This window comes from Paraconexibacter antarcticus (genome assembly GCF_024220175.1).
In the GTDB taxonomy this organism is placed as follows: domain Bacteria; phylum Actinomycetota; class Thermoleophilia; order Solirubrobacterales; family Solirubrobacteraceae; genus Paraconexibacter; species Paraconexibacter antarcticus.
The window spans coordinates 4897364-4910959 of record NZ_CP098502.1 but is presented as its reverse complement, the minus strand read 5'-3'; the positions used below and the strand labels follow the sequence as shown (position 1 = coordinate 4910959).

13 protein-coding genes and 1 pseudogene are annotated in these 13596 nt (G+C 74.6%); 4 read left to right on the top strand and 10 right to left on the bottom strand.

Features of this window, described 5'->3' with window-relative positions; all coding sequences use genetic code 11:
• The first annotated feature begins 130 nt into the window (after window positions 1–130).
• Window positions 131–1735, top strand: coding sequence for an Ig-like domain-containing protein (locus NBH00_RS24060; RefSeq protein ID WP_254571104.1), 1605 nt, complete (start codon window positions 131–133; stop codon window positions 1733–1735).
• Window positions 1736–1806: 71 nt separating this feature from the next.
• Here the strand turns inward: NBH00_RS24060 and NBH00_RS24055 are convergent, their stop codons facing one another.
• Window positions 1807–3516 (bottom strand): MSCRAMM family protein, encoded by a 1710-nt coding sequence (locus tag NBH00_RS24055; protein WP_254571103.1) that lies wholly within the window; start codon window positions 3514–3516, stop codon window positions 1807–1809.
• A 250-nt stretch (window positions 3517–3766) separates the two neighbouring features.
• Here NBH00_RS24055 and NBH00_RS24050 point away from each other — a divergent pair, with 250 nt between their 5' ends.
• Window positions 3767–4516 (top strand): response regulator, encoded by a 750-nt coding sequence (locus NBH00_RS24050; protein WP_254571102.1) that lies wholly within the window; start codon window positions 3767–3769, stop codon window positions 4514–4516.
• Here NBH00_RS24050 and NBH00_RS24045 read toward each other — a convergent pair.
• From NBH00_RS24045 to NBH00_RS24030, 4 genes and pseudogenes are all read right to left on the bottom strand, one after another.
• Complete coding sequence (locus NBH00_RS24045; RefSeq protein WP_254571101.1) at window positions 4505–5170, bottom strand: response regulator transcription factor; 666 nt, start codon at window positions 5168–5170, stop codon at window positions 4505–4507. The two genes, NBH00_RS24050 and NBH00_RS24045, sit on opposite strands and share 12 nt — an antisense overlap.
• The gene (locus NBH00_RS24040; RefSeq protein WP_254571100.1) at window positions 5167–5868 is read right to left on the bottom strand and encodes a sensor histidine kinase; all 702 of its coding nucleotides are present in this window, start codon (window positions 5866–5868) and stop codon (window positions 5167–5169) included. The genes NBH00_RS24045 and NBH00_RS24040 overlap by 4 nt, the downstream gene beginning before the upstream one ends.
• A 329-nt stretch (window positions 5869–6197) precedes the next feature.
• Window positions 6198–6380: pseudogene (locus tag NBH00_RS25675) on the bottom strand (hotdog fold thioesterase); the annotation flags it as partial.
• Between the two features lie 216 nt (window positions 6381–6596).
• The gene (locus tag NBH00_RS24030) at window positions 6597–7574 is read right to left on the bottom strand and encodes a GlxA family transcriptional regulator (protein ID WP_254571098.1); all 978 of its coding nucleotides are present in this window, start codon (window positions 7572–7574) and stop codon (window positions 6597–6599) included.
• A 72-nt stretch (window positions 7575–7646) separates the two neighbouring features.
• On the opposite strand from NBH00_RS24030, the gene NBH00_RS24025 reads away from it, so the two are divergent.
• Window positions 7647–8915, top strand: coding sequence for an MFS transporter (locus tag NBH00_RS24025; protein WP_254571097.1), 1269 nt, complete (start codon window positions 7647–7649; stop codon window positions 8913–8915).
• Between the two features lie 6 nt (window positions 8916–8921).
• Here the strand turns inward: NBH00_RS24025 and NBH00_RS24020 are convergent, their stop codons facing one another.
• Both NBH00_RS24020 and NBH00_RS24015 read right to left on the bottom strand, forming a co-directional pair.
• Window positions 8922–9620 carry a uracil-DNA glycosylase gene (locus tag NBH00_RS24020; RefSeq protein ID WP_254571096.1) on the bottom strand — a complete coding sequence of 233 codons (699 nt, stop codon included), beginning with the start codon at window positions 9618–9620 and terminating at the stop codon, window positions 8922–8924.
• 10 nt (window positions 9621–9630) lie between these two features.
• Window positions 9631–10308, bottom strand: a complete 678-nt coding sequence (locus NBH00_RS24015) for a TetR/AcrR family transcriptional regulator (RefSeq protein ID WP_254571095.1) — start codon at window positions 10306–10308, stop codon at window positions 9631–9633.
• Window positions 10309–10351: 43 nt separating this feature from the next.
• Between NBH00_RS24015 and NBH00_RS24010 the strand changes: the two genes are divergently transcribed.
• The gene (locus NBH00_RS24010) at window positions 10352–10819 is read left to right on the top strand and encodes a hypothetical protein (RefSeq protein ID WP_254571094.1); all 468 of its coding nucleotides are present in this window, start codon (window positions 10352–10354) and stop codon (window positions 10817–10819) included.
• Between the two features lie 85 nt (window positions 10820–10904).
• Here the strand turns inward: NBH00_RS24010 and NBH00_RS24005 are convergent, their stop codons facing one another.
• The 3 genes from NBH00_RS24005 to rfbD are packed head-to-tail and all read right to left on the bottom strand — an operon-like array spanning window position 10905 to window position 13596.
• Window positions 10905–11762, bottom strand: coding sequence for a YaaA family protein (locus tag NBH00_RS24005; protein ID WP_254571093.1), 858 nt, complete (start codon window positions 11760–11762; stop codon window positions 10905–10907).
• Window positions 11759–12757, bottom strand: a complete 999-nt coding sequence (gene rfbB / locus NBH00_RS24000; RefSeq protein ID WP_254571092.1) for a dTDP-glucose 4,6-dehydratase — start codon at window positions 12755–12757, stop codon at window positions 11759–11761. The genes NBH00_RS24005 and rfbB overlap by 4 nt, the downstream gene beginning before the upstream one ends.
• A complete protein-coding gene (rfbD, locus tag NBH00_RS23995; protein WP_254571091.1) occupies window positions 12754–13596 on the bottom strand; it encodes a dTDP-4-dehydrorhamnose reductase in 843 nt (280 codons plus the stop codon). Before rfbD ends, rfbB begins: the two co-directional genes overlap by 4 nt.

Sequence of the window (13596 nt, the reverse complement as noted above, 5' to 3'; positions counted from 1 at the left end):
AGGTCAGGCATCGAACGACCGATGAGAGGGGCAGTCGGGCGCCGGAGATCCCCGTTTCCAGCGCCTCCCCCGGTCGCTGCCGCCGCCCGGACCGGGGCTCCGCGAACCCCTGCCCCGAGGTCTCGTCCCGATGTCCCCGCTGACTCGCAGGTCGCTGCGCGTGCTCGCTTTCGCGCTCGCCGCGTCCACCCCCTTCGCCGTCACCGCGCCCGCCGCCCACGCCGGGAAGGCCGACCGCATCGCGCCGACGATCTCGATCGCGGCGCCCGCCGCCGGCGCGACGGTGACCGGCACGCTCGCCGCGCGCGGCAAGGCCGCCGACAACGTCGGCGTCACCCGCGTCGAGGTGAGCGTCGACGGCGGCGCCGCGACGGTCGCGAGCGGCACGACCGCCTGGTCGGCCGGCGTCACGACGACCGCCTACGCGAACGGCACCCACACCCTCACCGCCCGGGCGTACGACGCCGCCGGCCACGCGACGAATGCGTCGGTCGCCTTCACCGTGGCGAACGCGGCGGCCGACACGACCGCGGCGGCCGACACGACCGCGCCGGCCGTCGCGATCACGACGCCGTCCAGCGGCACGACCGTCGGCCATCAGGTCGCGGTCGCCGGGACGGCCGCCGACGGGACGAGCGTCGCGAGCGTCGCGGTGCGGCTCGACGGCGGCGCCTACCAGACCGCGTCCGGCACCTCCTCGTGGACGGCGTCGATCGACGCCTCCGCCGCGAGCGACGGCAGCCACACGATCACCGCACGCGCGACCGACCCCGCCGGCAACGTCGCGACGACGAGCACGACGGTCTCCATCGCCTCGGGCCAGGTCGTCGCGGCCCCCGCGATGGACCCCGGCACGATCGGCGGCTTCGTCTTCCAGGAATCAGGCCGCGACGGCGTCTTCGAGACGACCGACACGGCCCTGGCGGCGTTCACGGTCTACCTGTACTCCGGGGCGGGCACGTACCTCGGCAACGCGAAGACCGACGCGTCGGGCTTCTACCGCTTCACCGGCCTCGCCGACGGCGCCTACCGCGTCGCCCTCGCCCCGGTGTCGTGGAACGCGCTGCAGGCCGACTGGGTCCCGGACACCACGGCGGGCATCAAGCCCACCCGCGACGTGACGCTCGCCGGCACCGCGCGGGCGGACTTCGGCACGCGCCGCATCGTCCGCTCGACCGACCCGGCGGCGCCGATCTCCACCTACGTCGGCCCGAGCGGCCTGACCGTCAGGAGCTACGACGACGTCGTCCCCGCGAAGGCGATCCACGACCGCCTCATGACCGGGTCGCTCGTCGGCACCGAGGCGGCCCGCGTCATCGTCCGCTTCGACCTCGTGCAGGCCGGCTTCACGACGAGCTTCGCGTCGCAGTCGAACGGCATCTACACCGACTACAACGCGACGTCCGACATCACGTGGGCCGGGTGGCTGCGGGGCGACGGCGAGCTCTTCCACGAATACGGCCACGCCTGGTCGATGGACTACGCCGCACTCGTCCAGCAGGACCTCACGCTGCGGGCCTACCTGCAGGCGCGCGGCCTCTCCGGCGACCCGCGCATCGACAGCTCGTACGGCTGGCGCCCGGGCGAGATGATCGCCGAGGACTACCGCGAGCTGTTCGGCTCGCCGACGGCGCAGGCCGACACGCAGATCAATCCCGACATCCCGCTCGCGAAGGACGTCCCGGGGCTCGAGAGCTTCCTCTCGACGACCTTCATGCAGACGCGCGTGCCGTGACCGGGGACACGGGCGGGGCCGGTCTGCCGACCGGCCCCGCCGTCACCGCCTGATCCGGTCCCCGCCGCCGGCTACGGGATGACCACCGTCGCGCTGTGCGAGCCGGACTGCAGGCTCGTCGCCGAGGCGCCCTTCGTGAGGGCGCAGAGCGCGGCCTCGGTCATCGACGCGGTGGCGTCCGCGGTGCCGATCGACACCGGCCGCACGCTGCCGTCGATCGTCACGGCGCTCGGGATGAGCTTCGCGTCCGTGTTGCGACAGACGAACGCGACGACGTGGTAGGTCCGCGGGTCGGTCGCGCCGACCTCCTTCGTCTCGCCGTTGGCGAGCGTGATCGACTGCGGGAAGGACGCGTCCTTCGCGTAGCCGGCCGGGACCGTCGTCTCGTCGATCGAGTAGGTCCCCGCCGTCACGCCGGTGATCGAGCACTGGCCCGAGCCGGCCGTCGGGGCGCCCGTCGTGCACGAGCCCTTCGCCACGCCGCCCTGGGAGATCGTGAACACCGCGCCGTCGACCGGGTTGCCGCCGTCGTCGACCTTCGTGACGTTCACCGTCGCCGGTGCGGCCTGGTCGACGAACTGGAGCGTCTTGGACTCACCCGCGGCGAGCGAGAACGTCTGGTCCGCGGCGGCGTTGTAGCCGGCCGGGACGGTCGTCTCGTGGACGGTGTACGTCCCGGGCGGGAGGTTCGTGAACGTCGTCAGCGTGCCGCCCGCCACGACGCAGGAGCCGTCCGCCGCCACGGTGCACGTGCCGACGACCGTCCCGCCGGTGCCCGTGCCGTTGTAGAGCGTGAACACGGCGCCGGCCTGGGTCCCGCCGTCGCTGCCGGTCTTCGTGATCGTCACGCTGCCGCAGTTGGCGATCGTGAAGGCACCGGGCCCGACGAGGTCCTCCATCGCCGCCTGCGCGGAGTTGCCCGAGCTGCGGCTCACGCCGTAGGCGCTGCCGAACGCGGCGCACACGCCGTTGCCGAACACGCCCGCGTCGGTGAGGTTGATGCCGGCCTCACCGAACTCGACCGCGCTCGGGTCCGTCCCGCCCGGCTTGAGGGCGTCCACGCTCGAGATGACGCCGAAGTTCACCTTCGCCTGGGCGAAGCCGAGCGTCGTGAGGATCTTCGTGTCGCCCCAGCAGCCGCCGCCGATCGGGGGCGGGTTGCCGCTCACCTCGCAGACCGCGCCCGGGCTGCCGGTGAACGTCGCGTTGAGCCAGCGCGAGAGCTTGATCGCGGGCGGGTTGGAGCCGCCCTCGAAGTCGTAGACGACGAGCATGTCGCCGCCGGTGCGCTTGACGAGCGTCGAGGAGCCGCCGCAGCCGCCGCTCGCGCCCTGGTTGAACTCGTAGCCGACGTGGGCCGACGCCGACGTCGAGTTCTGCGGGATCCGGACCCACGCGAGCGAGAGGATGACGTCGCCGTTGACGGTCTTCGTCGCGAGGTAGATGCGCTTGAGGTCGTCCTTGTTCGGCGCCTTGCCGCCCTTGAGCGTGGCGCAGTCGTCGTCCTGCTTCACGCCGCCCGCGAAGCCCGTGTCGGTCCCTGACGCCTGGGCGTCCTCGAACGCCTTCAGCGTCCAGCCGCTCGCGACCGAGCCGGCGGTGCGATAGGGCGCCGTGCCCGTGTACGTCTGCGCGCCGAAGCTGTTCCAGTCGAAGGTGCTGTCCTGGGCGAGGTTGCCGTCGCCGCTCTCGAAGCTGCCGAAGCCCGCGGCGTGCCCCGGGGCGGCGAACACGAGGCCGCTCACGAGCAGGGCGGGGAGGACGCTGAGCGTCCTGCGCACGCACCTGCCCCGGGTGCGATCCGGCGCGGGCCGGGTCCGTCGGTGGTCGAACATCGATCTGCCCTCTCGTGTCGAGTGGCGCGGCACGTGGTCGCGCCGGTGTCCCGGCCGGGCATCGGCCGAATATCGACGTATCTCTACGCGGGGTGGGGACGCCGGGCAATGGTCCGGGCGGGCACAAAGCGTTCACGGACGTGAACGATCCGATTTTTGGAAAAACGGGATGAGGTGGCGTACGGTGTGGGGGGACATGGCAACCCCGGCGACCGGCGACCGAGCGGCCACGACACGGCGGACCCGGGTGGTGGTCGTCGACGACCACGACCTCTTCCGGGCCGGCCTGTGCCGGCTGCTCGGTGACGAGCCGGCGATCCACGTGGTCGGCGACGCGCCGGACGGGGAGCGCGCCGCCGGCCTCGTCACCGCGCGCAGGCCCGACGTCGTCGTCATGGACATCCACCTGCCGGGGATGAGCGGCATCGACGCGACGCGGGCGATCCGGGCCCTCGCCCCGGACACCGCGGTGCTCATGCTCACCGTCTCCGACGACGAGGACGAGATCCTCGAGGCGGTGCTCGCCGGGGCCTCCGGCTACCTGCTGAAGGACGCGCCGCTGCCGGAGATCGTGCGCGCCATCCGCTGCGCACGCGCCGGGCAGGCGCTCCTGGCGCCGGCCGTCGCAGCGAGCCTCGTCGCCCGGGTGCGGCGGCAGGGGTGGCCGGACGGGCCGGAGCCGCCCGCCCACGGGCTCTCCGCGCGCGAGTGCGCCGTGCTCGAGCTGCTCGTCGCCGGGAGGGACAACACCGAGATCGGCCGGCACCTGCACGTGAGCCCGAGCACGGTGAAGCACCACGTCTCGAGTGTCCTCGAGAAGCTCGGGGTGGAGAACCGGGTCCAGGCGGCCGTCCTCGCGGTGCGTGAGGGCATCGTCGCCGCCCCGGCGCCGTGCGTCGCCGGGCCGCGATGGCCCGAGGCGGCCGGAGCGCGTTCAGCGCCCTGAACGCCCGGCGTGCGGGTCGAGCAGGGCGATCGCCTCGTCGCGGTCGGCGACGCCGAGCCGCTCGACGGCGCTCGACACGTGCCGGCGGACCGTCACCGGGGTGATCGCCAGCAGCGCCGCGATCGCGCCGGTGGAGAACCCCTCGGCGAGGAGCTCGAGCACCTCGAGCTCGCGGGCGGTCAGCGGCCGGCCGCCGGGGTGCGCGTCCGGCCGGTGGGCGCGGACGCGGTCGGCCGGGCGCATCGCCTCGAGCAGCGCGTAGGTCAGGCGGCGCGAGAGGGCGGCCTCGCCGGCGAGCACGCCGCGGATCGTCGCGGGCATCCGCGTCGCCGGCTGGTCTGTGCGGAGGTATCCCGACACGCCGGCGTGGATCGCGGCGACGAGGGCGGCAGGCCGCTCGGACCCGGTGAGGACGAGCAGCTTCACCGCGGGCGCGTGGCGGTGGATCGTCTCGATCGCGGCGAGACAGCCGCCCGGGAGGGCCTCGTCGAGGAGGCACACGTCGGGTGGGTCGGCCAGGGCCAGGGCGATCGCGTCGTCCGCGTCGGCGGGCTCGCCCGTGACGACGAGGCCGTCGTCCGCGAGCGCGAGACGGATGCCCATGCCGGTCGGCGCGTCGGCGCCGGCCACGAGGAGGCGGATCGGCGCGCTCACGCGAGCATCACGACGACCTGCGTCCCGTGCCCTTCGCCCGAGCGGATCTCGAGCGCGCCGCCGACTGCGGCGGCTCGCTCGCGCATCCCGGTGAGCCCGTGGTGGCCCGGGCGATCGACGCCGGGGTCGAACCCGACGCCGTCGTCGCGCACGCAGAGCCGAAGGGCCGGGGCCGCACGGAGCTCGACGTGGACCTCGCGGGGGCGGCCGTGGACGGCCGCGTTGTGCGCCGCCTCGGACACGATGCCGAGCACGGCCTCGCGCGCCGGGCCGGCGAGCTCGACGCCCGCGTCGACGTCGGCGCGCACCGCGGCGCCCCAGCGCGTGGCGGCGTCGCCCGCGGCGCGCGCGATCGCCTCGGCGAGCGGCTCGTCCGCCGGCCCGCGCAGGGTGCCGATCGCGGCGCGCGCACCGGCCAGCGCGCGGTGCGCCGCGACGGCCATGTCGGCCGCGGCGGGCGGGCCGTCCGCGCGGGCGGCGAGGGCGTCGGCCTGCTGCGCGAGGAAGGCGAGATCCTGGGCGAGGCCGTCGTGGAGCTCGCGGGCGATCCGCCGCCGCTCGTCGGCCACGTCGCGCGTGGCCCGGCGCCGGGCGCCCTGCGTCGACACGTGGGCGCAGACGGCGCACGCCGCTGCGACCGCCGCGGGTACGGCGAGGCGGCGGAAGGGGAGGGATGGAGTGCCGGGGCGCTGATCCACGAATAACCCGAAAGAAGTAAAACGTCGGGACAATCCTCCGCCCGCGACGGCCGGGAAGCAAGCCGATGGGGCTCGGATGTGACGAACGCCACGCTCCGAACGCGCCGTTCGCGCGGTGTCGCCACGGGGTGTCGTGCCTCGGGGCGTCCCGGGGCGTCCCGGCGCCCGCGCGCGACGCCGGGCGCTCGCCGGCCCGCCGGCGCGTCGTCAGGCCGGTCGCGCGGGGAGCTGCCGGCTGTGGGCGCGCAGCTCCGCCAGCAGCTGCCCGCCCCGTCGCGCGTGACGGCGACGTCGTAGATGCCGCCACGCCCGACGACGGAGCGCTCGATCGCGGTGGCGGTGATCGCCTGCCCGGGGAAGGCGGGCGCGAGGTACTCGATCGCGCACGAGCGGCCGATGGCGGGATGGCCGTGCGAGTTGCAGGCCATCGCGAAGGCGATGTCGGCCACCGCGAAGAGCGCGGCGCCGTGCGCACTCCCGTGGCCGTTGACCATCGCGGGGGCGACCGTCATGTGCGCGGTCACCTCGCCGGGCGCGACGTGGCTGACCGTGATGCCGAGCGCCTGGGCCGCCGTGTCGTCCGCGAGGAACCTCCGCACCGACGCGTTGGCGATCTCCTGCGCACCGGCCGCGCGCTGGGGGCCGGGCCGTGGCTCCGGCGCACTGGTGCTCGTCATGCCTTCCCCTCCGATGCTCGGACGTCCGACCGTCCACCCTACGGGCTTGTGTCAGGCGGCGGCGGGTGCCGCGTCGCGGAAGGTCGCGCGGTAGGCCGTCGGGCGGGTCGACGTCGCGCGCCGGAAGTGGATGCGCAGTGACGCGGCGCTGCCGAACCCGGCCTCGGTCGCGACCGCCTCGATGTCGAGGTCGGTGCGCTCGAGCAGCCGCCGGGCGTGGAGGACGCGCTGCGTGAGCAGCCACTGCTTCGGCGTCAGGCCGGTCTCTGCGCGGAACCGCCGGGCGAAGGTCCGCTCGCTCATGTGGGCGTGGCGGGCGAGCGCCGTGACGTCGAGCCGGTCGCGGAGGTGCGCCTGCGCCCACGAGAGCGTCGGCCCGAGCCCGCCGCCGGGCGCGTCCGGGACGGGCGTCCGGATGAACTGCGCCTGCCCGCCCGCGCGGTGCGGCGGGACGACGTTCCACCGCGCGACGCCGTTCGCGACCTCGGCGCCGAGCTCCTGCCGGACGACGTGGAGGCAGAGGTCCATCCCGGCCGACAGGCCCGCCGAGGTCAGGATGTCCCCGTCGTCGACGTAGAGGACGTCGGGGTCGACGCGGACCTGCGGGAAGCGGGCGGCGAGGTCCGCGCAGTAGCCCCAGTGGGTCGTGGCGTGGCGGCCGTCGAGCAGGCCGGCCTCGGCGAGGATGAAGGCCCCGGTGCAGATCGACAGCATCCGCGCGCCGCCGGCGTGGGCGGCACGCAGCGCGTCGAGCAGCCGCGGCGGCACGGGCCGCGTGACGTCGGTCCCGGGAACGATGACGAGGTCCGCCGCGGCGATGGCCTCGAGGCCGGCGTCGACCCCGACGCGCAGCCCGGACATCGTCGTGATCGTCCCGCGGCGCACGCCGCACGGGGTGAGGGCGTAGGGCTGGTCGGGCCGGTCCGGGCGCGGCGCGCGCGGCCCGAAGACCTGCAGCGCGATGCCGACGTCGTACAGGACGGCGCCTTCGAGGAGGACGAGCGCGACGTCGCGCGACACCGGCGGCATGGCAGGAACATAGCGAACCTTGTCGTTTCTGCCACTGGCGGTCCGGCGACGGCCACGCGAGAGTTCCCGGCGATGCCCGCCCGCTCCCGTCGCCTGCACCCGGCCTGGACCGTCGCCGCCGTCGGCTTCGTCGTCCTGCTCGCCTCCGCGGCGATCCGCGCGACCTTCGGCATCCTTCTCGAGCCGCTCATGGACGAGTTCGGCTGGAGCCACTCGGACATCTCGGCGGCGGCGTCGATCAACCTCGTCGTCTTCGGCCTCGCCGCGCCCTTCGCCGCGGCGCTCATCGAGCGCGTCGGCCTGCGCCGCGTCGTCTCCGCCGCGCTGCTCCTCATCGGGCTGAGCGCCGCGCTCATCACGCAGGTCACGCAGCTGTGGCAGCTCTACCTCGTGTGGGGGCTCATGGCGGGGGCGGCGACCGGCGCGGTCGCCCCGGTGCTCGCCGCGACGATCGCGGGCCGCTGGTTCGTCGCCCGCCGCGGGCTCGTCCTCGGGATGCTCACCGCCGCGAACTCGACCGGGCAGCTCGTCTTCCTCCCGCTCATGGCGCACCTCGTCCACGACGGGTGGCGCTGGACGATGCTCGTCGTCGGGGGCGCCGCCGCCGTCGCGCTCGTCGCGACGCTCGCCGCGCTGCGCGACCGGCCCGCGGCGGGTGAGGCCGCGTATGGCGCCGAGGCCGCCGAGCCGCCGCCGGAGGACCCGTTTCCGCCCACCGGGCGCCCGTCCGCCTTCGCGGTCCTGCGCGACGTCGCGCGCGACCGCGTCTTCCTCGCGCTCGCCGGGTCGTTCTTCGTCTGCGGCGCGACGACGGTCGGGCTCATCGCCGTCCACCTCATCCCGGCCGCGCACGACCACGGCATCCCCGAGGGCCGGGCGGCGAGCCTCATGGCGGCGATGGGCGTCCTCGACATCGCGGGCACGACCGGGTCGGGCTGGCTCACCGACCGCCACGACCCCGAGAAGCTCCTCATCGGCTACTACGTCGGCCGCGGGATCTCGCTGCTCATCCTCCCCGCCGCGCTGTCGATGCAGGGCGGGGTCCTCACGCTCTTCACGGTCTTCTACGGGCTCGACTGGATCGCGACCGTCCCGCCGACCGTCGCGATCATCACCCGGCGCCTCGGCCGCGAGCGGGGGACCGTCGCCTTCGGGTGGATCTTCGCCGCGCACCAGCTCGGCGGGGCGGCAGCGGCCTACGCGGCGGGCGCGGTGCGCGACCAGACCGGGACCTACGACGGCGTCTTCTTCGTCTCCGGCGGGCTGTGCGTCGCGGCGGCGATGCTCATCACGCTCGCGCGCGGCCCCCGCGTCCCGCTCGCGGAGCCCGCCGCCGCCTGACGTCCGCTACAGCCCCGCGAGCTCCCGCGCGTGGGTGAAGACGCCGTCGATCATCGGCTCGGTGAGGCGCCCGGTGAACGTGTTCTGCTGGGAGGGGTGGAAGCAGCCGAGCATCGGCAGCCAGCCGCCGTCCGCGAAGAGCACGTCGTGGCCGAAGCGCGGCCGGCGGCCCGCCGGCGGGGGTGCGCCGGCGGCCTTGCGCAGCCGCAGCGCGGCGTCCCAGGCGAAGCCGCCGAGGCACACGACGATCTGCAGCTCGGTGAGGAGCGCGAGCTCGCGGACGGCGAACGGCAGGCACGTGTCGCGCTCGGCGGGCGTCGGCTTGTTCGCGGGCGGGGCGCAGCGGACCGCCGCCGTCACCCACGCGCCCTGCAGGCGCAGGCCGTCGTCCCGGTGGACGGACTCGGGCTGGTTCGCGAGGCCCGTGCGGAACATCGAGCCGAAGAGGAAGTCGCCCGAACGGTCCCCGGTGAAGATGCGGCCGGTGCGGTTCGCCCCGTGCGCGGCGGGGGCGAGGCCGAGGACGAGGACGCGCGCGTCGGGGTCGCCGAACCCCGGCGCCGGGCGGCCCCAGTACTCCTGGTCGCGGAACGCGGCGCGCTTGACGGTCGCGACCTCCTCGCGCCACGCGACGAGCCGGGGGCAGGCCCGGCAGGCGATGACCTCGGCCTCGAGCGCTGCGAGCTGCCCGCGCCGGCCGCTCACCGCGGGCGCGTCACGCGATGCCGGGGGTGCGGGACTGCGAGAGGATGCCGAAGATGAGGCGCAGGAGCGTCGGCTCGACGTCGCGGATGTCCGCGGGCTGCCGCGTGCGGAGCTGCCGCGTGACGACCTCGACGATGCCGCCGATGACCGTGAACGCATCGTCGGGCGAGACGAACGTCGGCGCGCCGAAGGCGGGGGCGCTCTCGGCGTTGTCGCGGTGCAGCCAGTCGGCGAACGCGTCCAGGCAGGCGTCACGTCGCTGCGCGGCGCGGTCGCCCGCACCGATGCTCACGACGAGCAGCGTGCGCGTCTCGGCCGGGTACGTCGCGAGCGTCTCGAGGAACGCGCGCAGACCGCGGCGCATCCAGTCCTCGTAGCTCTCGCCGCCGACGCGCGGGCCGGCGCCCTTCCGGGTGGCGCGCATGACCTCGGCGAACGCGGCGTCGAACAGCGCGAGCAGGCACTCCTCCTTGTTGGAGAAGTGCTCGTAGAACGTCGCCTTCGACATCCCGGCCTCGCGGGCGATGCCCTCGGCGGTCGCGTCGGCGTAGCCGCGGGTGGCGAAGACGTCCGCGGCGGCGGCGAAGAGGCGCGTGCGCTGGACGCCGACCCGCACCTCGAGGGGCGGTGCGTGGCGCCCGCGGGGGAGCGGACCGGGCCCGACGGGATTGGCTGAGATGTCCGCCACGGCGCCCATCCTCGCAAAAGGCCCCTCGGCTACGCTTCGCCGCATGTCCCGGAGCCGTCGCGTCGTCATGGTCCTGCCCATCCTCGCGCTCGTCGCGGGCGGGTGCGGGAGCACGACGGCGGACTCCGCGAAGAACTTCAGGGGCGAGCCGAAGGCCGTCGCCCAGACGATCGACGACCTGCGCACGGCGGGCGAGAAGCGGGACGCCTCGAAGATCTGCGGCGAGCTCCTCTCCACGAAGCTCGTGGACGCCATCACCGCCGCCTCCAAGTCGACGGGCCGGTCGACCTGCACCGCCCAGGTGAAGGAGTCGCTGAAGGACGTCGACAGCTTCAAGCTCGACGTCGTGAAGAACGGCATCACGATCACCGGGACGACGGCGACAGCCAAGGTGAAGACCGAGTCGGGCAAGAACGACAACCACCTCGACACGCTGCAGCTCGTCAAGGAGGACCAGCGCCGGGGCGGCCGGACCGTTCAGGTCTGGAAGATCGCCGCGCTCGCCGGGTAGCTCTCCCGGCAGCGTGCGGTCTCGTGGGGGCATATCCCCCACGAGACTGCACGCCGGGTGGGGTCGGGCTCAGGTGGGGTCGGGCTCAGGCCGGGTCGAGCAGCACGTCGAGGCACCATGGCGCCCCGGGGCGCGCCGGCTCGACGAGCTCGCAGCGCAGGCCGGCGGCCGTGACGACCGCCGCGACCTCGACGGGGGTCGAGGCGTCCGCGGCGCCGCCGCCCATCCGCTGCAGCAGCGCCCGCGCGACGTCGCCGCGGGTCGCCTTCGCGTTGTGGCTCACGACCGAGCGCGTGCCGTCGGCGGCGACCACGAAGACCCGCACCGCGACGACGACGCTCGACCCCGCGGGCGCGGCGGGCGGAATCCACATCCCCGCGTACGCCGCCGAGCGGCAGTCCACGACGAGGGCGTCCGTCGGCAGCGCCCGCGCGAGCGGCGCCTTCCAGAACGCGCCGAGCTTCCCGACGCCCGGGAGCGTGACCCCGGCCGAGAGGCGGTAGGCGGGGATCGGGTCGTCCGGCCGGACTGCGCCCCAGAGCGCGGAGACGATGACGACGGACGCCGCCGCGCGGGCCCGGGCGGCGGCGTCGAGCGTCCCGAGCGACAGGTGGTCGTAGAGGACGCCGGTGTAACGCTCGGCGGCCGGCATGGTCGGCGACTCCAGGAGCGCCGCGTCGGTCGCGAGCTCGCCCGCGAGCCCCTCGGACAGCCCGAGCACCGCGCGCGCCCGCGCCGTCGTCTTCGGTCCGCGGGCGCCGGCGGCGACCTTGACGAGCGACCTCAGGACCCTCGTGCGCGGCCGCGTCAGGACGTCCGCGCCGGAGAGCGACGCGAGGTCCAGCGGCGGCCCGTGGCCGCCGGGCGCCTTGCCCTCCGAGGGCGGCAGGGCGATGAGGAGCGGACGCCGCCCGGCGCCCGCGCCCGCGTTGGCGTCCCTCAACCGCCGCAGCCGCCGAGCGCCGTGCCGTACTGGCGCTGGTAGTACTCGAGGTAGTCGCCCGAGCGGATCGGCTCCCACCAGGCGGCGTTGTCCTTGTACCACTGCACGGTCGCCTCGAGCCCCTCGTCGAAGCGCACCTGCGCCTCCCACCCGAGGGCGCGGACCTTCTCGCTGCCGAGCGAGTAGCGGCGGTCGTGACCGGGGCGGTCGGTGACGTACTCGATGATCGACTCGTCGTTGCCGGTGAGGGCGACGATCCGCCTGACGACCTCGAGGTTCGGGCACTCGTCCGGGCCGCCGACGTTGTAGACCTCGCCGGGCACGCCGTGCTCGAGGACGTGGCCGATGCCGCGCCCGAAGTCCTCGACGTAGAGCCAGTTGCGGACCTGCATGCCGTCGCCGTAGACCGGCAGCTTGTCGCCGTGGAACGCGTTGAGCACCATCAGCGGGATGAGCTTCTCGGGGTACTGGTAGGGCCCGTAGTTGTTGGACCCGCGGCAGATGACGGTCTCGAGGCCGAAGGTCTCCGCGTAGGACGCGACGAGCAGGTCGGCGCCGGCCTTCGTCGCGCTGTACGGGGAGGACGGCTGCAGCGGCGACTCCTCGGTGAAGGACCCCTCCGCGATCGAGCCGTAGACCTCGTCGGTCGAGACCTGCAGGTAGCGGAGGCTGCGCTCCCGGGCCGCCTCGAGCAGGACGTAGGTCCCGACCGCGTGGGTGGTGACGAACGCGTCCGGCTCGGCGATCGAGCGGTCGACGTGCGTCTCGGCCGCGAAGTTCACGACCGCGTCGACGTCCGCCATCGCCTCGCGGACCTTCGCGGCGTCCGCGATGTCCGCGTGGACGAACTCGTGCTCGACGTCGGCAAGGTTCTCCTTGCGGCCCGCGTACGTGAGCTTGTCGAGGATCACGACCTCGTCGCCGTGGTCGCGCACCCGCAGGCGCGCGAAGTTCGAGCCGATGAACCCGGCGCCGCCACAGACCAACAGCCTCATGCGTTCTTCCTCTCGTCCAGATGGCCCTGCACGCCGTCCTCCCATCGGGGCAGCACGACCCCCGGGTCCCGCTCGGTCCCGAGCACGCTCCACGCCGGCCGCGGCGCCGGGCGCCTGAACTCCGCGCTCGTCGTCGGCAGCACGCGGCAGGCGACGCCCGCCCGCTCGAACAGCTCGATCGTCAGCTCGTTCCACGAGCACTGCCCCGCGCCGACGCCGTGGAAGATCCCGGTGTCGCCGCGCCGCTCGGCGAGCTCGATGAGCGCCGGCGACAGGTGGCCCGCCCACGTCGGCGAGCCGACCTGATCGGTGACGACGGAGACGCTGTCCCGCTCGGAGGCCAGGCGGAGCATCGTGTCGCAGAAGTTCGGGCCGCCGGCGCCGAAGAGCCAGGCGGTGCGGACGATCGCGTACTCGCCGCCGGCCTCGGCGACCTGCTCCTCGCCGGCGAGCTTCGTGCGGCCGTAGGCGCCGAGCGGCCCGGGCGGGTCGCTCTCGAGCCACGGGGTGTCCTTCGCGCCGTCGAAGACGTAGTCGGTCGAGACGTGGACGAGCCGGGCGCCGATGGGGGTGGCGGCGCGGGCGAGGTTCCCCGCGGCGTCGCCGTTCACGCGCAGCGCGACGTCCTCGTGCTCCTCGGCCGCGTCGACGTTCGTGTAGGCGGCGCAGTTGATGATCGCCTCGGGGGCGAGCGCAGCGATGCGCGTCGCCGTCGCTTCCGCGTCGGTGAGGTCGAGGTCGGGCAGGTCGATGCCGGTGACGTCGTGACCGAGCGCGCGGGCGTCCGCGACGACGCGCCGTCCGAGCATTCCGGCCGCGCCGGTGACGAGCAGCCGCAT